The sequence below is a fragment of the Bradyrhizobium sp. LB13.1 genome (assembly GCF_054056815.1).
Genome location: NZ_JBSRYQ010000001.1, coordinates 7,443,250 through 7,466,885, shown reverse-complemented (window position 1 = coordinate 7,466,885; position 23,636 = coordinate 7,443,250). Strand labels below are relative to the sequence as shown.

At 65.1% G+C, this 23,636-nt stretch carries 23 protein-coding genes and 4 pseudogenes; 17 read left to right on the top strand and 10 right to left on the bottom strand.

Annotated features, from left to right (window positions below; translation table 11 throughout):
* The first annotated feature begins 17 nt into the window (after nucleotides 1-17).
* The 4 genes and pseudogenes from ACVWYI_RS36190 to ACVWYI_RS36175 all read left to right on the top strand — a co-directional run bounded on the left by ACVWYI_RS36190 (nucleotide 18) and on the right by ACVWYI_RS36175 (nucleotide 3,224).
* Nucleotides 18-768: pseudogene (locus ACVWYI_RS36190) on the top strand (electron transfer flavoprotein subunit beta/FixA family protein).
* Nucleotides 768-1,718 (top strand): electron transfer flavoprotein subunit alpha/FixB family protein, encoded by a 951-nt coding sequence (locus tag ACVWYI_RS36185; RefSeq protein WP_247339904.1) that lies wholly within the window; start codon nucleotides 768-770, stop codon nucleotides 1,716-1,718. Before ACVWYI_RS36190 ends, ACVWYI_RS36185 begins: the two are co-directional and overlap by 1 nt.
* 209 nt (nucleotides 1,719-1,927) lie before the next feature.
* Nucleotides 1,928-2,809, top strand: a complete 882-nt coding sequence (locus tag ACVWYI_RS36180; protein ID WP_247339905.1) for a 3-hydroxybutyryl-CoA dehydrogenase — start codon at nucleotides 1,928-1,930, stop codon at nucleotides 2,807-2,809.
* A gap of 220 nt (nucleotides 2,810-3,029) precedes the next feature.
* Nucleotides 3,030-3,224, top strand: coding sequence for a hypothetical protein (locus ACVWYI_RS36175; RefSeq protein ID WP_247339907.1), 195 nt, complete (start codon nucleotides 3,030-3,032; stop codon nucleotides 3,222-3,224).
* Here the strand turns inward: ACVWYI_RS36175 and tlpA are convergent.
* Nucleotides 3,221-3,910, bottom strand: coding sequence for a thiol:disulfide interchange protein TlpA (tlpA, locus tag ACVWYI_RS36170; protein WP_456664391.1), 690 nt, complete (start codon nucleotides 3,908-3,910; stop codon nucleotides 3,221-3,223). The genes ACVWYI_RS36175 and tlpA overlap by 4 nt on opposite strands.
* Before the next feature lie 106 nt (nucleotides 3,911-4,016).
* Here tlpA and argH point away from each other — a divergent pair, with 106 nt between their 5' ends.
* From argH to lysA, 3 genes are all read left to right on the top strand, one after another.
* On the top strand, nucleotides 4,017-5,414 hold the full coding sequence (gene argH, locus ACVWYI_RS36165) for an argininosuccinate lyase (RefSeq protein ID WP_247339909.1): 1,398 nt from the start codon (nucleotides 4,017-4,019) through the stop codon (nucleotides 5,412-5,414).
* A gap of 92 nt (nucleotides 5,415-5,506) precedes the next feature.
* Nucleotides 5,507-5,797: an LPS translocon maturation chaperone LptM gene (lptM, locus tag ACVWYI_RS36160; protein ID WP_247323420.1), complete on the top strand. Its 291-nt coding sequence runs from the start codon at nucleotides 5,507-5,509 to the stop codon at nucleotides 5,795-5,797.
* A gap of 23 nt (nucleotides 5,798-5,820) precedes the next feature.
* A complete protein-coding gene (gene lysA, locus ACVWYI_RS36155; RefSeq protein ID WP_247339911.1) occupies nucleotides 5,821-7,086 on the top strand; it encodes a diaminopimelate decarboxylase in 1,266 nt (421 codons plus the stop codon).
* A gap of 73 nt (nucleotides 7,087-7,159) precedes the next feature.
* Here the strand turns inward: lysA and ACVWYI_RS36150 are convergent, their stop codons facing one another.
* Nucleotides 7,160-7,678 carry an SRPBCC family protein gene (locus tag ACVWYI_RS36150; RefSeq protein WP_247339913.1) on the bottom strand — a complete coding sequence of 173 codons (519 nt, stop codon included), beginning with the start codon at nucleotides 7,676-7,678 and terminating at the stop codon, nucleotides 7,160-7,162.
* A gap of 183 nt (nucleotides 7,679-7,861) precedes the next feature.
* Here ACVWYI_RS36150 and ACVWYI_RS36145 point away from each other — a divergent pair, with 183 nt between their 5' ends.
* Together ACVWYI_RS36145 and ACVWYI_RS36140 are read left to right on the top strand one after the other, a co-directional pair.
* Nucleotides 7,862-8,560 (top strand): winged helix-turn-helix transcriptional regulator, encoded by a 699-nt coding sequence (locus ACVWYI_RS36145; protein WP_247339915.1) that lies wholly within the window; start codon nucleotides 7,862-7,864, stop codon nucleotides 8,558-8,560.
* Nucleotides 8,561-8,694: 134 nt separating this feature from the next.
* The gene (locus tag ACVWYI_RS36140; protein WP_018453248.1) at nucleotides 8,695-9,021 is read left to right on the top strand and encodes a DUF1330 domain-containing protein; all 327 of its coding nucleotides are present in this window, start codon (nucleotides 8,695-8,697) and stop codon (nucleotides 9,019-9,021) included.
* A 140-nt stretch (nucleotides 9,022-9,161) separates the two neighbouring features.
* Here ACVWYI_RS36140 and ACVWYI_RS36135 read toward each other — a convergent pair whose 3' ends face one another.
* Together ACVWYI_RS36135 and ACVWYI_RS36130 are read right to left on the bottom strand one after the other, a co-directional pair.
* On the bottom strand, nucleotides 9,162-10,061 hold the full coding sequence (locus ACVWYI_RS36135; protein WP_456664390.1) for an NAD(P)-dependent oxidoreductase: 900 nt from the start codon (nucleotides 10,059-10,061) through the stop codon (nucleotides 9,162-9,164).
* A gap of 99 nt (nucleotides 10,062-10,160) precedes the next feature.
* Nucleotides 10,161-10,544 (bottom strand): carboxymuconolactone decarboxylase family protein, encoded by a 384-nt coding sequence (locus ACVWYI_RS36130; protein ID WP_027514149.1) that lies wholly within the window; start codon nucleotides 10,542-10,544, stop codon nucleotides 10,161-10,163.
* Nucleotides 10,545-10,709: 165 nt separating this feature from the next.
* Here ACVWYI_RS36130 and ACVWYI_RS36125 point away from each other — a divergent pair, with 165 nt between their 5' ends.
* Complete coding sequence (locus ACVWYI_RS36125) at nucleotides 10,710-12,659, top strand: TIGR02302 family protein (RefSeq protein WP_247339919.1); 1,950 nt, start codon at nucleotides 10,710-10,712, stop codon at nucleotides 12,657-12,659.
* Nucleotides 12,647-13,801, top strand: coding sequence for a DUF4175 family protein (locus ACVWYI_RS36120; protein ID WP_247339921.1), 1,155 nt, complete (start codon nucleotides 12,647-12,649; stop codon nucleotides 13,799-13,801). Before ACVWYI_RS36125 ends, ACVWYI_RS36120 begins: the two co-directional genes overlap by 13 nt.
* 100 nt (nucleotides 13,802-13,901) lie before the next feature.
* Here ACVWYI_RS36120 and ACVWYI_RS36115 read toward each other — a convergent pair whose 3' ends face one another.
* Entirely contained in the window at nucleotides 13,902-14,276 is a 375-nt protein-coding gene (locus tag ACVWYI_RS36115; RefSeq protein ID WP_211381237.1) for a response regulator, read from the bottom strand.
* A 59-nt stretch (nucleotides 14,277-14,335) separates the two neighbouring features.
* Nucleotides 14,336-15,218: pseudogene (locus tag ACVWYI_RS36110) on the bottom strand (MJ0042-type zinc finger domain-containing protein).
* Between the two features lie 140 nt (nucleotides 15,219-15,358).
* On the opposite strand from ACVWYI_RS36110, the pseudogene ACVWYI_RS36105 reads away from it, so the two are divergent.
* From ACVWYI_RS36105 to ACVWYI_RS36085, 5 genes and pseudogenes are all read left to right on the top strand, one after another.
* Nucleotides 15,359-15,845 (top strand): annotated as a pseudogene (locus ACVWYI_RS36105) (cell division ATP-binding protein FtsE); the annotation flags it as partial.
* Nucleotides 15,846-15,863: 18 nt separating this feature from the next.
* Complete coding sequence (locus tag ACVWYI_RS36100; protein WP_456664615.1) at nucleotides 15,864-16,070, top strand: AAA family ATPase; 207 nt, start codon at nucleotides 15,864-15,866, stop codon at nucleotides 16,068-16,070.
* Complete coding sequence (locus ACVWYI_RS36095; protein ID WP_247339926.1) at nucleotides 16,063-17,031, top strand: cell division protein FtsX; 969 nt, start codon at nucleotides 16,063-16,065, stop codon at nucleotides 17,029-17,031. Before ACVWYI_RS36100 ends, ACVWYI_RS36095 begins: the two co-directional genes overlap by 8 nt.
* Before the next feature lie 72 nt (nucleotides 17,032-17,103).
* Nucleotides 17,104-17,808 (top strand): YdcF family protein, encoded by a 705-nt coding sequence (locus tag ACVWYI_RS36090; protein ID WP_247339927.1) that lies wholly within the window; start codon nucleotides 17,104-17,106, stop codon nucleotides 17,806-17,808.
* Between the two features lie 22 nt (nucleotides 17,809-17,830).
* Nucleotides 17,831-18,604 carry a lysophospholipid acyltransferase family protein gene (locus ACVWYI_RS36085; protein ID WP_247339929.1) on the top strand — a complete coding sequence of 258 codons (774 nt, stop codon included), beginning with the start codon at nucleotides 17,831-17,833 and terminating at the stop codon, nucleotides 18,602-18,604.
* Here the strand turns inward: ACVWYI_RS36085 and ACVWYI_RS36080 are convergent.
* The gene (locus ACVWYI_RS36080) at nucleotides 18,601-19,212 is read right to left on the bottom strand and encodes a gamma-glutamylcyclotransferase (protein WP_247339932.1); all 612 of its coding nucleotides are present in this window, start codon (nucleotides 19,210-19,212) and stop codon (nucleotides 18,601-18,603) included. The genes ACVWYI_RS36085 and ACVWYI_RS36080 overlap by 4 nt on opposite strands.
* A 111-nt stretch (nucleotides 19,213-19,323) precedes the next feature.
* Between ACVWYI_RS36080 and ACVWYI_RS36075 the strand changes: the two genes are divergently transcribed.
* Complete coding sequence (locus ACVWYI_RS36075) at nucleotides 19,324-20,508, top strand: DUF2125 domain-containing protein (RefSeq protein ID WP_247339936.1); 1,185 nt, start codon at nucleotides 19,324-19,326, stop codon at nucleotides 20,506-20,508.
* Between the two features lie 106 nt (nucleotides 20,509-20,614).
* Here ACVWYI_RS36075 and ACVWYI_RS36070 read toward each other — a convergent pair whose 3' ends face one another.
* From ACVWYI_RS36070 to ACVWYI_RS36060, 3 genes and pseudogenes are all read right to left on the bottom strand, one after another.
* Nucleotides 20,615-21,550 carry a prephenate/arogenate dehydrogenase family protein gene (locus tag ACVWYI_RS36070; protein ID WP_247339938.1) on the bottom strand — a complete coding sequence of 312 codons (936 nt, stop codon included), beginning with the start codon at nucleotides 21,548-21,550 and terminating at the stop codon, nucleotides 20,615-20,617.
* A pseudogene (gene hisC / locus ACVWYI_RS36065) lies at nucleotides 21,547-22,642 on the bottom strand (histidinol-phosphate transaminase). The gene ACVWYI_RS36070 and the pseudogene hisC overlap by 4 nt, the downstream one beginning before the upstream one ends.
* 34 nt (nucleotides 22,643-22,676) lie before the next feature.
* A complete protein-coding gene (locus ACVWYI_RS36060) occupies nucleotides 22,677-23,525 on the bottom strand; it encodes a chorismate mutase (protein ID WP_247339951.1) in 849 nt (282 codons plus the stop codon).
* Nucleotides 23,526-23,636: the final 111 nt, after the last annotated feature.

Genomic DNA, 23,636 nt, shown 5'->3' with positions numbered 1-23,636 from the left:
TGAGTGAAAGAGGATCGATGAAGGTCTTGGTGCCGATAAAGCGGGTGGTCGATTACAACGTCAAGGTTCGCGTCAAGAGCGATGGATCGGGCGTTGAACTCGCCAACGTCAAAATGTCGATGAACCCGTTCGACGAAATCGCAGTCGAGGAAGCGCTGCGCCTGAAGGAAGCCGGCAAGGCGACCGAAGTCGTGGTGGTCTCCATCGGACCGGCGCAGGCGTCGGAAACGATCCGCACCGGTCTCGCCATGGGCGCCGATCGCGGCATCCTGGTGAAGGCCGACGGCGCGGTCGAGCCGCTCGCGGTCGCCAAGATACTGAAGAAGATCGCAGACGAAGAGCAGCCGGGCCTGATCATTCTCGGCAAGCAGGCGATCGACGACGACAGCAACCAGACCGGCCAGATGCTGGCCGCGCTGCTCGGCTGGTCACAGGCGACCTTTGCATCGAAGCTCGAGGTCGATGGTTCTGACTTCAAGGTCACCCGCGAAGTCGACGGCGGCTTGCAGACAGTGAAGCTGAAGGGACCGGCGATCGTCACCACCGATCTCCGTCTCAACGAGCCGCGCTACGCCTCGCTGCCCAACATTATGAAGGCCAAGAAGAAGCCGATCGCGGACAAGAGCGTTGCCGACTACGGCGTCGACGTCACCGCACGCCTCGAAGTTCTCAAGACGACGGAGCCCGCGGGCCGCAAGGGCCGGCGTCAAGGTCAAGGACGTCGCCGAGCTGGTGTCGAAGCTCAAGAACGAAGCCGGGGTGCTCTGATGACGACGTTGCTGATTGCCGAAAACGAACAGGAGGTCCTCAAGGACTCCACCAACAAGGCGCTGACCGCAGCTTCCCAGCTCGGCGGTGACGTCCACGTGCTGGTTGCCGGCGGCGGGCAGGGCACCAAGGCTGCGGCGGATACTGCCGCGAAGCTTGCCGGAGTCGCCAAGGTGCTCGTCGCCGAGGGCGACCTCTACGCGCACGATCTTGCCGAGCCGCTGGCCGCCCTGATCGTCTCGCTGGCCCCGTCCTATGACGCGTTCGTCGCTCCCGCGACTTCGCGCTTCAAGAACGTGATGCCGCGCGTCGCCGCGCTGCTCGACGTCATGCAGGTCTCGGAGATCACCAAGGTGGTCGCCCCCGACACCTATGAGCGCCCGATCTATGCCGGCAACGCCATCCAGACGGTGAAGTCGAAGGACGCCAAGAAGGTCATCACGGTGCGCACCTCCACCTTCGCTGCGGCGGGTGAAGGCGGCAACGCGTCGGTCGAAAGCGTCGCAGCGGCCGCCGATCCGGGCCTGTCGTCCTTCGTCGGCGAGGAAGTCGCCAAGAGCGACCGTCCGGAGCTGACCTCGGCCAAGATCATCGTTTCCGGTGGTCGTGCCATGCAGAGCCGTGAGAACTTCGCAAAGTACATCGAGCCGCTCGCCGACAAGCTCGGCGCCGGCGTCGGCGCTTCGCGGGCGGCGGTGGATGCCGGCTATGCGCCCAACGACTGGCAGGTCGGCCAGACCGGCAAGGTCGTGGCCCCCGAGCTTTATGTCGCGATCGGCATTTCAGGCGCGATCCAGCATCTGGCCGGTATGAAAGACTCCAAGGTGATCGTCGCGATCAACAAGGACGAGGACGCGCCAATCTTCCAGGTTGCCGATTACGGCCTGGTCGCTGACCTCTACCAGGCGGTTCCGGAGCTGACGGCCGAACTCGGCAAGCTCGGCAAGTAAAACGCGTAAAAACACCGGCCGGAGGTATAAACTCCGGCCGGTGTTGCTTTTTGAGGCGTTTTCTTTGGCGTGGGGCACGCCTTCGAAGCGATCCAATCTAGGTTTCGAGGCAGGATTCTGATCTAATCGAGTTTCTGATTAAATCAGACTTCCCGGCTCAGGGGATAGGCAGGCGCGGTTAGCAGCGCGCCGTTCCGGTGGATGATATTATGGCGGCAGTAATCAAGAAGGTCGGCGTGATCGGCGCTGGGCAGATGGGCAGTGGCATCGCGCATGTCGCTGCGCTGGCCGGTTTCGACGTCGTGCTCAACGACATTTCGGCCGACCGCCTCAAGTCAGGCATGGCCACGATCAACGGCAATTTGGCGCGCCAGGTCTCCAAGAAGGCCGTCAGCGAGGACGACAAAGCCACGGCGATGGCGCGTATCGTGGCCGGCGAGAAGCTGGACGATCTCGCGGACTGCGATCTCGTGATCGAGACCGCGGTCGAGAAGGAAGAGGTCAAGCGCAAGATTTTCCACGAGCTCTGTGCGGTGTTGAAGCCGGAGGCGATCGTCGCCTCCGATACCTCCTCGATCTCGATCACGCGGCTTGCCGCCGCCACCGACCGGCCCGAGCGCTTCATCGGCATTCACTTCATGAATCCGGTGCCGCTGATGGAGCTGGTGGAGCTGATCCGCGGCATCGCCACCGACGACCACACCTTCGAGGCGTCCAAGGAATTCGTCGCCAAGCTCGGCAAGCAGGTCGCGGTCTCCGAGGATTTCCCGGCCTTCATCGTCAACCGCATCCTGCTGCCGATGATCAACGAGGCGATTTACACGCTGTACGAAGGCGTGGGTAACGTCGAGGCGATCGACGCGGCGATGAAGCTCGGGGCGCATCATCCGATGGGCCCGCTGGAGCTCGCCGATTTCATCGGCCTCGATACCTGTCTGTCCATCATGCAGGTGCTGCACGAGGGTCTCGCCGACTCCAAATATCGTCCGTGCCCGCTGCTGGTGAAATACGTCGAGGCGGGCTGGCTCGGCCGCAAGACCCAGCGCGGCTTCTACGACTACCGCGGCGCTAAGCCGGTTCCGACAAGGTAGAGGGGTCTTGTGCCCTGGACGCAGCGCGAAGCGCTGCAGGCCGGGAGCCCAGAGGCCGCGTGCAGGCTGAAGCATGGATCCCGGCTCTGCGTCGCGTCATAGCATGCCGCGCCGCGTCCGGGACACGGGCACCGCCCATCCTGCCTGCATCCGCTTCGTGACAATTCATGTCGCGTTAACCGCTCGCCTCTAGGTTACGCCCAGTACGAGGGTTCGCGTAATGGACATGATGGCAATGGTCAGCAGCATGCTGGCCGCTCAGCAAGGCGCGCTGCAGTCGAATATCTCGGCGACGCTGATGAAGCAGAGCGCGGATGCAGAGAAATCCACCGTCCTGACGCTGCTCGGCGCCGGACAACCTTCGCTCGCCAATGTCGGTGCCGGCGTCGGCGGCAATCTCAATATTTCCGCCTAGAATGCCGCGGCCGCCTTGCCCGTCGCTGCCCGGATCAGCTTGAGCGCGTCCTCGCTTGCCCATTCCGCCGGTCCCGCGATCGTCGCGATCTCGCAACCTTGCGGGTCGACCAACACCGAGGTTGGCATGCCCAGCGCCCGGCCTATCGCCTTAAGATCCTGAAAAACCTTGGCTTTCTGATCGTTGAAATAGCCGAGCCGGGTCAGGCTGGCCTCCTTCAGGAAGGTCTTGGGCTTCTCGGAGTCGCGGGTGTCGATATTGATCGCCACCACCTCGAAATTGGGGCCCGAAAGCTTGCCCTGAAGCTCGTCCAGCGCCGGCATCTCCTTGCGGCAGGGCACACACCAGGTGGCCCAGAGATTTACCAGAAGCGTCTTGCCGCGGAAGTCGGACAGCTTCTTCGGCTTGCCGTCGGCGTCTTCGAAGGCGAGGTCCGGCAGTTTCAACGGCGCGCTCGCCATGGTCAGGGCCGCCAGCTCGCCATGGGCGAGGGGGGCGATCCTCGAGGCCGTCGCCACGGCCGCCCGACAGGCCGGATCGCCGGATGGAGCCCGGCTCAGGCCCAGCCCGTACAGCGCAGCAAAGCCTGCCAGGCCCCCGACCACCACGGTGGCGATGACGACGGGGATCCGGCGCGTGGCTAACCGCGCTTTCCTTGAGTCGAGCATGTCGTTGGGGTCGAGCATATCGTTTGTCATCCGGTCGCAGATATGGCTATCAGAGGCCTCTTAATACGGCTGGCAGCAGTCAGCAAACGTGCGGCGGCGACAGGCAAGGCGTGAGCAGGCGATCATGAGCAACAAGATGTGGGGCGGCCGGTTCTCGGAACGTCCCGACGAGATCATGGAAGAGATCAACGTCTCCATAGACGTCGATCGTCACCTCTTTGCCCAGGACATTGCCGCGTCCAAGGCCCACGCCGCGATGCTTGCCGCACAGGGCATCATCACGGCCTCTGATGCGAAAAATATCGGCAAGGGTCTAGACACGATTTTGTCAGAGATCGGCAAGGGCAGCTTCGAATTCAAGCGTGCGCTCGAGGACATTCACATGAATGTCGAGAGCCGCCTGTCCGAGCTGATTGGCCCGGCCGCCGGCCGTCTCCACACCGCGCGCTCGCGCAACGATCAGGTCGCGACTGATTTCCGTCTCTATGTCCGCGATGTTCTCGATGCGACCGACGCCGCGCTCGCCGCGTTCCAACAGGCGCTGGTGGAGCGCGCGCTGGAGCATGCCGGAACGGTCATGCCCGGCTTCACTCATCTGCAGACCGCGCAGCCCGTGACCTTCGGTCATCATCTGCTCGCTTATGTCGAGATGGCCGCGCGCGATCGCGGCCGTTTCCAGGATGCGCGCAAGCGGCTCAACGAATCTCCGCTCGGAGCTGCCGCGCTCGCCGGCACCTCATTCCCGATCGATCGGCACGCCACGGCGAAGGCGCTCGGTTTTGATCGTCCGATGGCGAATTCGCTCGATGCGGTTTCCGATCGCGACTTCGTGCTGGAGACGCTGTCGGCGGCCTCGATCTGCGCCGTGCACATGTCGCGCTTTGCCGAGGAGATCGTGATCTGGACCTCGCCGCTGGTGGGCATGATCCGCCTCAGCGACAAGTTCACCACCGGATCTTCGATCATGCCGCAGAAGCGGAATCCTGACGCCGCCGAGCTGGTGCGCGCCAAGACCGGCCGCGTCATCGGCGCGCTCAACGGCCTGCTGATCGTGATGAAGGGTCTGCCGCTCGCCTATCAAAAGGACATGCAGGAGGACAAGCAGGGCGCCATGGAAGGCTTCGCCGCGCTGTCGCTCGCGATCCGCGCCATGACCGGCATGGTCCGCGATCTCGTCCCCGATGAAGCGAAGATGAAGCTTGCTGCAGGCGAAGGCTACGCCACCGCGACCGACCTTGCCGACTGGCTGGTGCGGACGCTGAAGATGCCGTTCCGCGAGGCCCACCACGTCACCGGCCGCATCGTCGCGAAAGCCGCCGAGGGCGGCGTGGCGCTGCACGAACTGCCGCTGAGGGAGATGCAGGCGATCGAACCTGACATCACGAAAGACGTGCTCGGCGTGCTCTCGGTCGAATCGTCGGTGAAGAGCCGGACCAGCTTTGGCGGCACCGCGCCGAAGAACGTGGCATCGCAGGCCAAGGCCTGGCTGAAGCGGTTGGAAAAAGAGCGAAAATTGGGCTGAGGGGCAAAATTTCGCTTATGTTTCATGGTCATCCGGCTCTCGCCAGAGCGCGCCAATCTCTGTATGGTGCGCCGCATAGTGGGGATTTCGTCGTGACGTCAAAGTTTCGCCCGGCCGGCTCGGGGTGGGCCATCATTGTCTTGAGCCTGACGGCGCTCGCGCTTGCCGGCTGTGGCCGCAAGGGCCCGCTGGATCTGCCGCCGACCGCCTCCAGCGCGTCCACGGCCAACGTCGCGCCGCCGACCGACACCGAGACCGAAGCCCAGAAGACGCCGAGCGTGTTCAATCCCACCTACGGTGCGGACGCCGCGCCGGCGGCGACCAAGGGCAAAAAGAGACCGTTCATCCTCGACCCGCTCCTGGACGAAAGACCCAGCCGATAGGCTGGAGCAACCGAGCCAACGCCATGAACCATTTCGACTATCGCAACGGCGTGCTGCACGCCGAGGCGGTGAACCTGTCCGAGCTGGCTGCAACCGTCGGCACGCCGTTCTATTGCTATTCGACCGCAACGCTTGAGCGGCACTATCGCGTTTTCACCGACGCCTTCGCCGGCGAGAAGGTGCTGGTCTGCTACGCCATGAAGGCGAACTCCAACCAGTCGGTGCTGCGCACGCTGGCCAAGCTGGGGGCCGGCGCGGACGTGGTCTCCGGCGGCGAATTGAAGCGCGCGCTGGCCGCCGGCATCCCGGCAAGCAAGATCCTGTTCTCCGGCGTCGGCAAGACGGAAGACGAGCTACGAGCGGCGCTGGCCGCCGACATCCTCTGCCTCAACGTCGAATCCGAGCCCGAGCTCGAGCTGCTGTCGCGGCTCGCGACCGAGGCGGGCAAGACCGCGCGCATCTCGATCCGCGTCAATCCTGATGTCGATGCCGGCACGCACGCAAAGATTTCGACCGGCAAGTCCGAGAACAAGTTCGGCATCCCTATCGCCTATGCCCGCGAGGTCTATGCGCGCGCCGCGAAGCTGCCGGGCATCGAGGTCACAGGTACCGACGTGCATATCGGCAGCCAGATCACCGACCTCTCCAAGATGGAGATCGCGTTCCGCATCCTCTCCGAATTCGTGCAGACGCTGCGCGCCGACGGCCACAACATCTCGCATGTCGATTTCGGCGGCGGTCTCGGCATTCCCTATTACATGGATCGCGAGGCGCCGCCGGCGCCGGACGTCTATGCCGCCATGGTCAAGCGCGTCAGCCACAATCTCGGCTGCACGCTGATGTTCGAGCCGGGCCGGATGATCGTCGGCAATGCCGGCATCCTCGTCGCCAAGGTCATCTATGTGAAGCACGGTGACGGCAAGAACTTCGTCATCATCGACGCCGCCATGAACGATTTGATCCGTCCGACACTGTATGAAGCCCATCACGACATTTTGCCGGTGACACAGCCGGCGAAGGGCGCGGCCACGATCGCGGCTGACGTCGTCGGCCCGGTCTGTGAGACCGGCGACTACATCGCCCTCGATCGCACTTTGCCGACGCCGAAGCCTGGCGATCTCCTCGCCATCATGACCGCAGGCGCCTACGGCGCGGTGCAGGCCGGCACCTACAACACGCGGCCGCTGGTGCCCGAGGTGCTGGTGAAGGGCGATCAATTCGCCGTCGTGCGTCCGCGCATCGAGGTCGAGCAGCTGATCGCGATGGATACGCCGGCGCCGTGGCTGTGAGCATCACGTCGGCGCCTTGCGCCCGATGAACGCGGACACCGTCCGCGCTCATCCAGCCGGCTGGGCGTCCGGCCTACTTCTTGAACTTGTCCCTGATCGAGGCGAGGCCGGAATCGTAGACCCCGCTCAGGGCGTCGATCGCGTCCTTCTCCTTGCCGGGAACGGGCGTATAGATTCCGGTCCAGGTCACCACCGATACCGCCTCGCCCCTCGCGGTGACTTTGATGGTCGACTTGTACTGGCTCACCGGCAACGGGCTGGTCAGGAATGCGTAGGAATAGCTGTAGCTTCTGTCGTCGCGCCCGGTCTGCGCCTCGACGAACGCGGCCTTTCCGTCCTTGGTCACGAGCGTTCGGGTCGGCGGCGATTTGCCGTCCTCGATGCACATGCCGACCGGCGGCAGCCAGTCCTTGATCGCGCAGAATGGACCGATGACAGACCACACCTCGGCCGCTGCGCCGCTGACCTCAATGCTGCGCGTCAGGTTGGCTGCGGAAGCCGGCATCACGGCGGCGCTAAGGCCGATCACGCAAATCGCCGCCTTGCTTAGCGAGGCAAGGGGTCTGAACGCCGCTGAAACGTGCTTCTTCATATCAATCTCCGTTGTCTGATGGACCGCGACGGCGGCCGGTCTGGATTGCAATGCCGGTCGGATAGACGATGCCCGCCGTCCGCGGCCAGTTCAGCAAATGAACCGAGCGCAATACAGAATCTGAACTAGGAAGCCGCGCGCATCGGCACTAAGGTTCCGCTCTCGCTTGTCATGGAGGCCCGCATGACCATCGGCAGCTACAGGCAGTTCTGTCCGGTCGCGATGGCGGCCGAGATATTATGCACGCGCTGGACCGTCGTGCTGCTACGTGAACTCGTCGCCGGCTCGACCCGGTTCAACGAGTTGCGCCGCGGCGTTCCGCGCATGTCGCCTGCGCTGCTTTCGCAGCGCCTGAAGGAGCTCGAAGCCGCAGGCATCGTCATCCGCCAGCCGTCGGCTTCCGAGCGCGGCGTGATCGAGTATCAGCTGACCGCCGCCGGACGCGAACTCGGTCCCATCGTCGAGGCGTTCGGCATCTGGGGGCAGCGCCGCATCGAATCGGATCTGTCGCTTCAGCATCTCGATGTCCAGCTGCTGATGTGGGACATGCGGCGGAATCTGAACACGACTCCGATGCCGAGCCGCCGCAGCGTGCTGCAGTTCGCCTATCCGGAATTGCCCTCAACGCAGCGATTGTGGTGGCTGATTGTCGATCCCGACGACAGCGTCGACCTCTGCTCGATTGATCCCGGTTTCGACGTCGATCTTTACGTGTCGGTTGATCTGCGCACCATGACGGCGATCTGGATGGGGCTCGATACCGTGCGCGCGGCCATCGCCAGCCGGCGGATGCTGCTTACCGGCGAACGGCAGCTTGCCGCAGCCATGCAAAGCTGGCTGGGCCTCAGCCCGTTCGCCAAGGAACGCAAGCTGGCGAGCTGATGCAGGGCGGCTCGATTCAGTATTTATATCGCCCCGCTACAGTTCCCGTACTGGCGAGCCGCCGCCGTGTTCTGGCACCCAAGTCATGCCCGCCCCTATCAAGGCGGAGCTGAACTCGAGCCAGGAGACACGACATGACAGCGTATCTGATCGCGGACATTAAAGTGACTGACGGAAAGTGGGTGCCGGATTACGCGGCGTCCGTCCACGAACTGGTGCACAAGCACGGCGGCAAATATCTTTCCCGCAGCGGCAACGTGAAAACCCTCGAAGGTGCTCCCCTCGATACCTCCCTGATTGCCATCATGTCGTTTCCCACGGCGAAGGCAGCGGAATCCTTCGTGACCGATCCGGCCTATGGCCGCTTCGCCGCGGCGCGACGGGGCGGCAGCGAGAGCCGCTTCCAGCTGATCGACGACACCGATCTGGCCGGCACGATTCCCTACCTCGCCAAGGCTTGAGCCGCATCTTCGTAAGATATCGGACCCGGCCGCAGGCGCACACCGTGCCCGGCCCACACATAGGCTTCCTTCCACGCTCGATCGACCGAGCCAAGCAGCGCAGCGCAGTGCCAGTCACCAGCGCTGCGCTTGCGCCGGCGCTAGCTGCGGGCGGTTGTCTCGCCAACCACAATACCCGCCTTCTTCTCGATCGGCTTGATCGCCGCGGTGAAATCGGACTCGGCGCCTTCGGCGCTGATCACGGTCTCCCACAACCGGCCGACCGCATCCGCGACCTCCATCGACAGGCCGAGCTGCTTCATCTCCTCCAGCGCCAGCCGCACGTCCTTCACCATCAGTCCGGTGGCGAAACCGAAGTCGAACGTTCGCGGCAGCACCACGCGCGGAAATTTGTCGCGGCTCGCGGTGTTCATGCCGGACCCGGCATTGATGACGTCGATCATCACGGCGGGATCGAGCCCGGCTTTCACGCCCATCACGACGGCTTCCGACGTCGCCACCATCGCGGTTGCCGATAGGAAGTTGTTGGCGAGCTTCATGGTCTGCGCCGCGCCTGGCTTCTCGCCGATGAAGAACACCTTCCCGATGACGTCGAGCGCGGGCTTGAGCAGTTCGAAGTCTGCTTTCGGCCCCGAGACCATCACCGCCAGCGTGCCCTTCTCGGCACCACCGACGCCGCCGGAGACAGGGCAGTCGATCTGCACGATGCCATGCTTGGCGAGCAGGCCGTGAATCTTCGCCGCCATCTGCGAGCCGACGGTGGAGAGATCGATGAAGCGTTTTGCGCGGCTTCCCTCGATCACGCCGTTCGGCCCCGTCGCAACCGCGAGCGAAGCCTGCAGCGAGGGCAGGCTTGCCATGACTGTCTCGACCTGGTCGGCCACGTCTTTCGGTGATGTCGCAGCGCTGGCGCCGCGCGCCACCAGCTTGTCGAGGACCTCTTGGCGCGTGTCGAACACGATCAGCTTGTGTCCCGCCTCGATCAGCCGCCGCGCCATCGGGAAACCCATGTTTCCGAGGCCGATGAATCCGATGTCCATGGTGTTTTCCTTCCCGTCGTCATTGCGAGGAGCGAAGCGACGAAGCTTTGCTTCGCTCGCAACGACGGAGCAATAGAGTTAAGAGCGGTTTAGTCTAGCTCACGCCTTCCCGTCGATCTCCGCGAACACCTCGCGCGCGATGCGAAAACTGTCGACCGCCGCCGGCATGCCGCCATAGATTGCGACCTGCATCAGAATCTCGCGGATCTCGTCCCGGCTGACGCCGTTGGTCAGTGCGCCCTTCAGATGCGCGCGGAATTCGTGCTGGCGGTTGAGGATCGCGATCATCGCGATGTTGAGCATGCTGCGGGTCTTGCGCGGCAACTCCTCGCGGCCCCACACCGTGCCCCAGCAATATTCGTTGAGCATCTCCTGGAACGGACGGTTGAAATCATCGACGCTCTTCAGGGCGTTGTTGACATAGGCCTCGCCCAGGACCGCTTTGCGGACTTCCAGGCCCTTGTCGTGCATCTTCTTGTCCATGGCGTTTCCTTCGGTTTCCTTGGATGGCGGCGCGGAAATTAGGGGGTTGCGGCGGGGCAGTCACGTCCTCGTGTTATGCGGGAAAAGGGGTGTCTCCCGCACAGGAACGGATGCCTCAGTGCTGCCGTTGTGGTAGCTTCTCTACCGGGCAACCTGGAGAGTTGATTGAACGGCGTCATCCCCGAGCCGTCAGACCCGATCCGCGATGGCGACGCTCTGTCGCGGCTGAAGCTGGCGCAGGCCCTGAAGCGGGCCACTTATGCCATCGCGTGGGAGCGTGGCTGGCCGAATCTGGCACGGCTTCTCACCGTCGTCGGCCTGTTCCTGGTGGTGTCCTGGGCCGGCCTCTGGCTGGTGCTGCCGTTCGTTGCCCGCGCTATCGGTCTCGTCGTTTTCGCCGGAATGGCGATTGCCGTCCTGTTCCCGGTGCGTCGCTTCCGCTGGCCGAGCCGCGAGGAGGCGCTTGCCCGGCTCGACCGCGGCTCCGGCATCCGTCATCGGCCGGCCACCACCCTCACGGACACGTTGAGCTCGCGGGATCCGGTTGCGCAGGCGTTGTGGCAGGCACAGCGCGAGCGCACGCTGGCTTCGATCAGGCGCATCCGCGCCGGTCTGCCGAACCCGCGGCTCGCTCTGCATGATCCCTGGGCGCTCCGCGCGCTGGTCATGGTGATGCTGGTAGCGACCTTCTTCGCCGCCGGCGACGAGCGTGCGATGCGGCTGGGCGCAGCCTTCGACTGGAACGGCGTGCTGGCGCCGACCAACGTTCGCGTTGACGCCTGGGTCACGCCGCCGCTCTACACCGGCAAGCCGCCGGTCATCCTGTCGGCCGCCAACAAGGAGGCCGCGGCGCTGCCCGCCAGCGGCCCGCTTGCCGTTCCCGCCGGCTCGACCCTGATCGTGCGCTCCTCCGGCGGCAGCCTCGATGTCGTGATCTCCGGCGGCCTCAAGGAGGTCGCCCCCGCTGAAGCCACGCCCAAGGGCACCAACGAGAAGCATTTTGCCATCACCGGTGACGGCACCGCGCATGTCCGCGCGCCCTCCGGCCAGCCGCAATGGGCGTTTGCGGCAACGCCGGACCGCGCGCCGACGATCGCCCTTGTGAAGGATCCCGAGCGTCAGGCCCGCGGTGGGCTCCAGCTCTCCTACAAGATCGAGGACGATTACGGCGTCACCGGCGCCGCCGCGCAAATCGGCCTGCGCCCCGCCGAAGCCAAAGACGGCAGCAAGGATGCCGACACCAAGGATGCCGACACCAAGGTCGCCGCGCGGCCGCTGTTCCAGCCGCCGCAATTCCCGCTCGTACTGCCGAATGCGCGTACCCGCAACGGCGTCGGCCAGACGGTGAAGGACCTCAGCGAGGACCCCTATGCCGGCGCCGACGTCACGCTGACCCTCACCGCCAAGGACGAGGCCGGCAACGAGGCCAAAAGCGAACCCTTCAACATGCGCCTGCCCGAGCGGTTGTTCACCAACTCGCTCGCGCGCGCGCTGATCGAGCAGCGCCGCATCCTCGCGCTCGACGCCAACAAGAACTCGGATGTCTATGCCGCGCTCGACGCGCTGATGATCGCGCCCGAATTGTTCACGCCGGATGCAGGCTGCTATCTCGGCCTGCGCAGCCTGGCGCTCCAGGTGGAAGCCGCCCGCACCGACGACGCGCTGCGCGAGGTGGTGGGAAGCATGTGGGCGTTTGCGGTCACCATCGAGGACGACGGTGTCGCCGGCAGCGTCAACGCCGCGCTGCGCTCCGCGCAGGATGCGCTCAAGCGGGCGCTGGAACGCGGCGCCAGCGAGGAGGAGATCAAGGCGCTGACGCAAAAGCTGCGCGAGGCGATGGCCGGCAAGGTGCGCGATCTCGCGCGGCGCGCCGAGCAGAATCCGCTTGGACCCCGGCAGCCGTTCCCCGCAGAGGTTCAGCTCATTCTCGACAAGTCGGTCGAGCTGCGACAAAAGACCCAGCATGCCACGCCCGAGCAGCTCGAAGAGCTGGCGCAGCAGCAGGACGTCTTGCGCCAGCAGCTGCAGGCCTATCGGAAGTCGGCGGGCAGCCGGGCGAAGGGGGGCGAGGACGGGGCCAATCAGTTTACGCGGGACCGGAAATGCGGAAGCTAGCGCGCGTGCCAGCCTTGAAGGCGATGTCGATCGCCTGTCTCGCCCTCCTCCTGGGAGGCTTTCCCGCTGCGGTCTCGGCCCAGCAGGATCAGGATCCCGACGCGCTGCTCGACAGCGCGGAAAAGGCGATGCAGGAGTCCGGCGACAGTCTCAGGCAAAAGGAGTCCGGACGCAGCCTGAACAACCAATCCGATGCGATTCAGAAGCTCGAGGACTACAAGCGCGCGACGGAAAAAAGCCAATCCTCCAATCGCGATCGTTCCGTCATCACGCAACGCGACCTGGACGAGCTCTTGAAACAGATCGAGAAGGCGGCGCGCGAAGGCAATCGCGAGGCGGCCCAGCGCATGCTCGAGCAGCTCGCGCAGATCATGGAAAATCTCCAGATGGCGCAGCCCGGGCAATCCGGCGACAGCGACATGGAGCAGGCGCTCAACGAGCTTAGCGACATGATCCGCAAGCAGCAGCAATTGCGCGACAAGACTTTCAAGCAGGGCCAGGACTCCCGGCGTGAGCGCTCGCGCGGCAAGCAGCAGGGCGACCAGTCGATGTCGGACCTCCAGCAGGATCAGCAGTCGCTGCGCGACCGCCTGAAGAAGCTGCAGGACGAGCTCGCCAAGCGCGGCCTCACGCAGAAGGGGCAGAAGGGTCAGAATCAGAAAGGCCAGAAGGGTCAGCAAGGTGAGCAGGGACAGCCGGGCCAGGATGGCGATCAGGACGGCGACCAGGGTGATGACGACGGCAGTCTGGACGCTGCCGACGGGGCCATGGGCGATGCCGGCTCGCAGCTTGGCGAGGGCAATTCCGACGGCGCCGTGGACGCGCAAGGGAAAGCTCTCGACGCCTTGCGCAAGGGCGCGCAGAAGATGGCCGAGGCGATGCAGCAGGGCGATGGCGACGGGCAGGGCGATGGTCCCGGCAATCGTGCCGGCCGTCAGCAGAGCGGCGGCAATCAGACCGATCCGCTCGGCCGCCCCCTTCACGGCCGCGATCTAAGCGACGACTACACGGTCAAGATCCCCGGCGAGATCGACGCCCAGCGCGTCCGCCGCATCCTCGAAGAGCTCCGCCGCCGCTTAGGGGATAGCTCGCGCCCGCAGATCGAGCTCGACTATATCGAGCGGCTGCTGAAGGATTTTTAGAGGCTGCCGCAGCTTTCGTCGCCCGGATGCGCGCAGCGATATCCGGGGCCGCCGGTCCCGCATGTCGCCGCGCTCATGTGGGCTACAATCCTGCCCGCCGCTATGCTTTCTTCGCCGCCAGCGCATCTGCCACCGCCGTGCGGATGTCGGCGACCGAGAACGGCTTGGTCACGACGTCATGCACCAGCGCGTTGAGATTCGAGGCGCGCTCGCGCTGGTCGGCAAAGCCGGTCATCAGCAGAATGGTCAGATCGGGGAAATCGCGTGCGACGGAAAGCGCCAACGCGATGCCGTCCATCACCGGCATCTGGATGTCGGTGAGCAGCAGGTCGAATGCGCCGTCCGCGCGGGTCAGGATTTCAAGCGCCTCGGCGCCGTCCTGCGCGGTGACGATCTCATGGCCGTCCATGGCGATGGCGCGCGCCACCAGCTGGCGCATCGAATCCTCGTCGTCGGCGATCAGGATTTTGGGCATGAGACCAACCTTGAGACCAACCTCGCGACCAGCTTTTCCTGCGAGAGCTGCAAAATCGATTATACGCTGCCGCCGGTGATGTCGCGCCGGTTGAAGAAGCGAACGTCGATATTGCGGCCCTCCGGCGGCGGCGAGGCCAGGCGCGAGCGGAAGAAGGCGCGCTCGCCGGGCTGTAGCACGGTCTGCTCCAGAACCGTGTTCCAGGCGTAGATCTCAGCGCCTTGCGCGTCGCGCACCGCGAAGCGCAGCCGGGGAATGTCGAGCGGCTTCTTGCCCTGGCCCACGATCACGCCCTCGATCACCAGCACTTGCTTACCGTCCACGGTCTCGCTGGAAAGCTTGACGTCCTTGAAGGCCAGCGCGCGCAGATTAACTTCGAGGCCGACCATCTTGTAGAATGCGGCCGTCTGCGGCAGCAGCCGCACCATGTCGCCGCGCCAGATCATCAGCGCCAGCACCAGCGCGCCCATGGCGGCGCAGGCTGTCGGCAGGCCGAAATGGGATTTTCGCGGCGCCGTGACGGCGACCGGACGGCTCACCCGCGCGCCGCGCCGGCGGCCGAACAGGCCGCGGAACCAGGATTGGTGCTGTTCGCCGACGACTTCCTCCTCGGCGGACCGGGCCGCCGCCGACCATTCGTCCTCGGTGTCCCTCGCCTCCTCGTCCGGCCAGTCACTGGCGATCGAGGGGCTGTCGACAACGGGCGCATCGGCGGCGCCGTCGTCCCGGGCATAGGAGTTCCACTGCTCGGCGAGATCGGCCTGGTCGTCGGCCTGGCTGGCCGCGGCCATTGCCGGGATGGACGCCTCCTCGATGGCATTCTCGGCATGGGCAACCCAGGTCTCCTTGCAACGGGAGCAGCGGACCGTCCGTCCGTTCACCCCGAGGCTCGCAAGCTTGATGGCGTAGGATGTCGTACAATGACGGGCAGACGATATGCATGGACGAGCCTTGATGCATGGACGGGACTTGACGATGACACGGTCGCGCAGAACCGAGGGGCAGGAATGCTGCCAATTATGCTACAGGGCGACCGTTAACGAACCGGAAACCATAACGGTCGCAAAACCCGTTGATCGCGTGTGGCGGAGCACAGCCGCGTCGCCCGCGCCCTCTCTCGAACGGAGCTGAACTTGGTTCGGTTCGAAAATGTCGGACTGCGTTACGGCCTGGGGCCCGAGGTCCTGCGCGACCTCAGCTTCCATATCCCGGCGCATTCCTTTCAATTTCTCACCGGCCCGTCCGGCGCCGGCAAAACCTCGCTGCTGCGCCTGTTGTTCCTCTCGCATCGACCGACGCGCGGCCTCGTCAATCTGTTCGGCCACGACATCTCGCAGCTCGGCAAGGACGAGGTCGCGGATCTGCGCAAGCGCATCGGCATCGTGCTCCAGGATTTCCGCTTGCTCGACCACATGACGACATATGGAGAACGTCGCGCTGCCGTTCCGCGTCATGGGCCGCAGCGAATCGAGCTACCGCAAGGAGGTCATCGACCTCCTGAAATGGGTCGGGCTTGGCGAGCGCATGGACGCGCTGCCGCCGATCCTGTCCGGCGGCGAGAAGCAGCGCGCGGCGATCGCGCGCGCCGTGATCTCGCGGCCGCAGCTGCTGCTGGCAGACGAGCCGACCGGCAGCGTCGATCCGACGCTCGGCCGTCGCCTGCTGCGGCTGTTCATCGAGCTCAACAAATCGGGCACCGCCGTCATCATCGCCACCCACGATATCGCCCTGATGGACCAGTACGAGGCGCGCCGCTTCGTGCTGCACCAGGGACGGCTGCACGTCTATGAGTAGGCCCGACGAGCGTGGCGTGCTGGTCGACCTCGGACAGGAGCGTCCGCAGCTGCCGGCCAAGGCGCGCAACATGTCGCCGATCGTGCCGCGCGCCTCGATCCATGGCCGCGCGCTGGTCGCCGTCGTCGCCATCATGACCTTCCTGGCGTCGATGACGACCGGCACGGTGCTGCTGGTGAGCGCCTCCGCCGCCGAATGGCAGTCGGACGTTGCGAGCGAAATCACCATCCAGGTCCGGCCGCAGACGGGACGCGATCTCGAACGCGACACCGCGGCGGTGACCGAGGCCATGCGCGCGCAAGCCGGCATCGTCGAGGTCAAGCCGTTCACCAAGGACGAGAGCGGCAAGCTGCTCGAGCCCTGGCTCGGCACCGGCCTGTCGCTGGACGATCTGCCGGTGCCGCGCATGATCATCGCGCGCGTGCAACCCGGCGCGCCGCTCGATCTCGGCGCCTTGCGCGCCCGCGTGACCCAGGTGGCGCCAAGCGCCAGCGTCGACGATCACCGCGCCTGGATCGAGCGCATGCGCTCGATGACCAACGCCACCGTGCTCGCCGGCCTCGGAATCCTCGCGCTCGTCATTATCGCCACCATCATCTCGGTGTCGTTCGCGACCCGCGGCGCCATGGCGGCGAACCGTCCGATCGTCGAGGTGCTGCACTTCGTCGGTGCCGGCGACCGTTATATCGCCAACCGCTTCCTGCGCCATTTCCTCAGGCTGGGGCTTGAGGGCGGCGTCATCGGCGGCGGCGCCGCCATGCTGGTGTTCGGCTTCTCCGAGTCGATTGCAGGCTGGTTTTCCGGCACCCCCGTCGGCGACCAGTTCGCCGCGCTGCTCGGCACCTTCTCGCTACGACCGTCGGGCTACATCGTGCTCGCGGTGCAGGCCGTGCTGATCGGCGCCATCACCGCAGTCGCCTCGCGCCAGACACTGTTCGCGACACTGAACGATGTCGATTGAGGCCGATAAACCGGACTCCACTTCGCCTCAAAACGTCCTAAAATCATCCGGGGAAGGGACCACCGACATCGCATGACCGCGCCGACCGACGATCGATCGCCGAAACTGCCGCGCGGTTGGCTGCGCGCGGCCGTGATGTCGACGATTGCGCTCGCCTTCGTCGGTGCGGCGGCGGGCTTCATCGCGTTCCTGTCGCAATTGCGCGGCGCCGAGATCGCGCCGGACCGCAAGGCGGACGGCATCGTGGTGCTGACCGGCGGCTCCTCGCGGGTCTCCGATGCGATGGAGCTGCTCGCTGCCGGCTACGGCAGGAGGCTCCTGATCTCCGGCGTGCACCCGACCTCGACGGCGAGCGACATCTCCCGGACGTTGCCGGAGAGCCAGTCCTTCATGCGTTGCTGCGTCGATCTCGACCGCAGCGCGGTCTCGACCCGCGGCAATGCCGCGGAAGCGCGGCGCTGGGCCGAGGGGCGCGGCTTCAAATCGCTGATCGTGGTCACCTCGAACTATCACATGCCCCGCGCGCTGGTGGAATTCTCGCATGCGATGCCGGAGACTACATTGATCCCGTTCGTGGTGGTCGGCGAAAAATGGCGCGAGGAGCCGTGGTGGACCTCGGCGTCCACCTTGCGGCTGCTGCTGTCCGAATATGTCAAGTACATCGCGGCCGAGCTCAGGGTGCGATTGGAGGATTTCGGGATTGACCTTTCGCCCGAGATGTCGGAGCAGCCTCCCGGGCTGCAGCCGAAGCGTCCCGCCACCGCACAGGCCAATTGATCGGCAATTGATTGGATCCTCGATGTTCTTGATTTTCCTGCGATCGCTCGTGTTCAACGTGCTGTTCTACACCGTGCTGGTGTGCCTCGCGATCGTTGCGCTGCCGACCTTCGCATTGCCGCCGCGCGCCATGCTCACGGTCGCGCAATGGTGGGCGAAGGCGACGCTGTTCCTGATGCGGGCGGTCTGCAACATCAAGGTGGAATTCCGCGGCGTCGAGAAGATCCCGACGGGGCCATTGGTGATCGTCGCGAAGCACCAGTCGTTCTGGGAGACGTTCGTCTTGCCCGGCTTCTTCGATCGCCCGATCTTCATCCTCAAGCGTCAGCTCATGCAGATCCCGGTGTTCGGCCAGTTCCTGGTCAAGACCGGGATGATCGCGATCGACCGCAACGCCGGCGTCAAGGCGCTGCTGGACATGACGCGGCGGGCGCGTGAGGCGGTGCGCAGCGGCGCGCAGCTCGTGATCTTTCCCGAAGGCACGCGCCGCGCACCGGGCGCGCCACCGGACTACAAGACCGGCTTTGCGCAGATCTATTCGTCCTGCGGCGCGCAGTGCCTGCCGATCGCGCTCAATTCAGGCCTGTTCTGGCCGCGCCGCACCTTCATGCGCTATCCCGGCACGCTGGTGGTGGAGTTCCTCGATCCGCTGCCGCCGGGCCTGCGGAAGGACGAGTTTCTCTCCCGCGTGCAAACGGCGATCGAAGACGCGACCGGCCGCCTCGTCGAAGCGGGCCGCAAGGAGCAGGAGCAGTTGATGGGCAATTCGCCGAGCTACGCGCCGTCGGAGAATTAGCGGCTCTCTCGATCTTCTGTGGGAGCCGGCGCGTGCGGGGAATGCGCATCACCATGCAGCATGGTCGCGAGCTGATGCAGCTGCGTGTCGCGAAAGCCTTCGGCCTCAATTGCTTTCACCGTCGCGGTCACGTAGTCGCGGTTGGCGCCGGACTGGCCGTGGCCCTGGAGCACGTGGCGATGCTGGTCGGTGAGCGACAGCCGACCGGCATATTGCACGTGGCCGCGGTCGACGACATAGGCGAGCGCGGAGACGCGCTGCCGCGCGTCGTTCTCCAGCCACACCGAGCGCATGACTTCGCGATAGACCGACGTGACCTGCTCGCGCGCGCGCAAATAGGCGACCACATCGACGCGGCTCTTCTCGGCAACACGGAAGGCGATGCCGCGGCAGGCGCCGCCGCGGTCGAGCCCAAGCACCAGACCCGGCTTTTCGGGCGTACCACGGTGCACGAAGGAATAGACGCAGAGCGCGCGATGCTCGCCGACCAGCCGCGCCGGGACGCGTTCCTCGAATTCGAAGCCCGGCCGCCATATTAGCGAGCCGTAGCCGAACACCCAGAGGTCGCCTTTGGCTGCGGTGACGGAGGGAAGGGTGGTTTCCGACATTTCGGGCACGGCTACCAGAACCGCGCTCGCAAGCGAAGCGAATTCTCCGTCTTTCGTCGTGGCTGTACCTCGCTTACATTTGACAAAATCAGGGGTCAAAGGGATCGCCGCATGTCCGATATGACCGTTGCCGCAGGCCGGCGCTCCCGTTGGGGCCTTTTCATTGCCCCCATTATCCTCCTGATCCTCGCCGTCGCGTGGAGCGGCTTCTGGTTCTATGCCGCGTCGCAGGCCGAAATCGCCGCCGACGCCTGGCGCGCGCAGGAGGCCAAATCCGGCCGCATCTATGATTGCGCGAAGCGCTCGATCGCAGGCTTCCCGTTCCGCTTCGAGGTCCAATGTTCCGGCGCCAGCGTCGCTCTGGTATCGCAGAACGCCAGCAAGACGCCGTTCACGGCGAAGCTCGACAACATCCTGGTCGTCGCCCAGGTCTACGATCCCAAGCGCATCATCGCCGAGTTCTCTGCGCCGGCAACGCTCACCGACGGCGTCACGCAAAGCACTTTCGTGGTGAACTGGAGCAAGGGTCGCAGCAGCGTGGTCGGCCTGCCCGCCGTGCCCGAGCGCGCCTCCGTCGTATTCGACGATCCCACCGTCAACCGGCTCGACGGCACGGTGCAGGTGCCGCTCGCGCGCGCAAAACAGGTCGAGCTGCATGGACGCCTCGCGGACGGATCGCCGTCCGATCATCCCGTGATCGAGACCGTGGTTCAGATCGCGCAGGGCAGCATCCAGGGCGTTCATCCGCTGCTCGCCGAGCCGTTCGAGGCCGACACGCGGGCGAAGATCACCGGTCTGTCCGACCTCACGCCAAAGCCGTGGCCGCAGCGCTTCCGCGAGATCCAGGCCGCCGGCGGCCATATCGAGATCGTGCAGTCGCGGATCCAGCAGGGCGAGATGATCGCGGTCGCGGCCGGCACGCTTGGGCTCTCGGCCAATGGCCGACTCGACGGTGAATTGCAGATGACGGTGACGGGCCTCGAGCGCGTGATCCCCGCGCTCGGCATCGAGAAGATGCTGGAGGAGGGTGTGCCGCAGGCCACTCTCGATCGCGTCGCCCCCGGCGTGAAGTCGCAGGACCTCAACAATCTGTTCGGTGCACTCGACCGTGCCGTTCCCGGGCTCGGCAAGGTCATCAAGCAGAATGCCAATGCCGGCGTTGCCGCCGGCATCAATTCGATCGGCACCGAGAGCACGCTGGAAGGCAAGAAGGCCCGCAGCTTCCCGCTGAAATTCGTCGACGGCGCTGTGCTGCTCGGCCCGATCAAGGTCGGCCAGATCCCGCCGCTGTATTGATTCCTCCGTCATTGCGAGCGAAGCGAAGTAATCCAGACTTTCTCCTCGGAAACAGTCTGGATTGCTTCGTCGCTGCGCTCCTCGCAATAAGGAGGTGAGAGGGTGGCTACGGCTTTTTCAGCGCCGCATGCGGCCGGCCGAAGTCGGGCGCGGCCGAATCCTGGCCGATTTCGACGATGCCGCGGCGGATGGCGCGGGTGCGGGTGAAATGGTCGAACAGCGCCTCGCCGTCGCCGCGGCGGATTGCACGCGTCAGCTTGGCGAGGTCCTCGGTGAAGGTGCCGAGCATCTCCAGCACGGCTTCCTTGTTGGCGAGGAACACGTCGCGCCACATCGTCGGATCGGACGCGGCGATGCGGGTGAAATCGCGAAAGCCGCCGGCGGAGAACTTGATGACCTCGGACTCCGTCACCTGCTGGAGCTCGTCGGCGGTGCCGACGATGGTGTAGGCGATCAGATGCGGCAAATGGCTGGTGATCGCGAGCACCAGATCATGATGATCCGGCGTCATGACCTCGACCTTGGCGCCCATCGCCGCCCAGAACCCGCGCAGACGATCGGTGGCAGCCGCATCAACGCCTTCCGGCGGCGTCAGGATGCACCAGCGGTTGATGAAGAGCTCGGCGAAGCCTGAATCGGGGCCCGAATGCTCGGTGCCTGCGACGGGATGCGCCGGCACGAAATGGATGCCTTTCGGCAAATGCGGCGCCATGTCCCTGACAATAGCGCCCTTGACCGAGCCGACGTCGGAGATGATCGCGCCGGGCTTGAGATGCGCGGCGATCTCCTGCGCCACCGGCCCGCAGGCGCCGACGGGAATGCAAAGGATGACCAGATCGGCGTCCTTCACCGCCTCTGCATTGGTCGCGACGACCTGGTCGACGATGCCGAGCTCCATCACGCGTGCGCGCGTCTTCTCCGAGCGCGCGGTGGTGACGATTTCGCCGGCCAGGCCCTGGAGCTTCGCAGCACGGGCGATCGAGCCGCCGATCAGGCCGAAGCCGATCAGCGCGACGCGCTGGAAGTGCGGGGTCGCGCTCATCTGCCGGCCATGAAGTCGCGCAGGCCCTCGACGACGAGACGATTGGCCTCCTCGGTGCCGATGGTCATGCGCAGCGAATACGGCAGGCCGTAGTTCTTTAACCCGCGCAGCACCAGCCCGCGCTTGGTGAGGAAGGCGTCGGCCGCGTCCGCAGGTCTTGCCCTCGGTCGGGAAGTGGATCAGCACGAAATTGGCGACGCTCGGCGTCACCTTCAGCCCGAGCTTGCCGATCTCCTCGGTTAGCCAGTTGCGCCAGGTCTCGGTGAATTGCTTCGACATGGCTTGGTGGCCGGTGTCCTCGATCGCGGCAACGGCAGCGTACATCGCCGGCGTCGACACGTTGAAGGGTCCGCGGATGCGGTTGACCGCGTCGATGATGTGCTCGGGGCCGAACATCCAGCCGATGCGCAGCGCCGCAAGACCATGGATCTTGGAGAAGGTGTGCGTCACGACCGTGTTCTCGGTGGTGGCGACGAGCTCGATCCCCATCTCGTAATCATTGCGCGAGACGTAGTCGCAATAGGCTGCGTCCAGCACCAGCAGCACGTGCGAGGGCAGGCCGGCGCGCAGGCGCTTGACCTCGTCGAACGGGAGATAGGTGCCGGTCGGGTTGTTGGGGTTGGCGAGCCAGACCAGTTTTGTCCGCGGCGTCACGGCCTTGAGAATGGCGTCGACGTCGGAGGTGAGGTTCTTCTCCGCTGCAACGACGTTCCTGGCGCCGACCGCCATGGTCGCGATCGGGTAGACCAGGAAGCCGTGCGTGGTGGAGATCGCCTCGTCGCCTTGGCTGAGATAGGTGTGGGCGAGCAGATTGAGGATCTCGTCCGAGCCGGCGCCGCAGATGATGCGATTGGGATCGAGCCCGAAGGTGCGCCCGATCGCTTCGCGCAGCACGCGCGAGGTTCCTTCCGGATAGTCTTCCAGATGATCCGCAACGTTCTTGAACGCCTCGATCGCCTTCGGCGACGGCCCGAACGGCGTCTCGTTGGCCGAGAGCTTGAAGACCTTGCGGCCCGGCTCTGCCACCGGGCTCTTGCCGGGCGTGTAGGGCGCAATATCGAGAATGCCGGGATTCGGCACGGGGCGGGACATCTTCAACTCCGGAGTGGCTTAGGCGGTTCGCGACTTACGATTTCGACCCGGTCGGGGGCACCGTATAGCGCGTTGCATGGCTGCCGACGAGGGCCGTGGAGCGCACCGAGGCCCCCGCCTCGATCAGGGCAGTCTTGATTTTGTCGAGGCTGCTCGTCGCGGTGACCGAGACCAGCAGCGCGGCGCCGTCGAAGGCGGTATCGGGCACGGCCACGATCTCGGCGAGCGGCGACAGGGCGCGCGCGACCTCGGCGTTCCACCCCGACACGCGCACGCTGAAGGTCTCGACCTCCGTCACCAGGGCGCTGTCGGCGACGCGCGAGACCGCAAACACGGGCAACGCCGCCGGATGGTCCGCGCGCTCGACGAAGGGCAGCCGCGCGATGATCTTTGGCGCACCGGCTTCTTCCAGCGACAGCCACCATGGCGTGCGGCTCGAGGTCGCCGAGACCAGTCCCAGATCGCCCTTGGACTTCGCGACGGCCTCGACCGCCGCCTGCGCGCTGAAATGCGCGACGTAAGGCACGGTGAAGCCGAAATGGAATCGCGCGGAATCGCGCATGGCCGGCTCGCTTGCCGAGATGTCGGCGTGCACCGAGAACGGCGCCTGGACATAGGTAAAGGTCGCGATGATGACGCGCCAGATGCTCTCGACCGTGTCGAGCGGCAGGATGCCGCGATGACGCTGGACGAGGTCACGCATCATGGAAGCCTCGCGCGCCGGACGGAACGCCGAGCCGACCTCCTGGGTCTGCTTCACCTGGATCAGGCGATCGATGATGTCGCCGCGCTGCATCAACAGACGGTGCATGCCCTCGTCGATCGCGTCGATCTCCTTGCGCAATTCCTGGAGAGATGGTGGCGCGGGCGGACGTTGGGACATGTCTGACAGGCGTTGTTGAGGGCGTTCCAATGCGGATCAGTCGAGCCGACACCGCTGCTATCTGTCCTGATTAGGCAGTCAGGGCCGCGAAAGCAAAGAGAAATGCAAAGG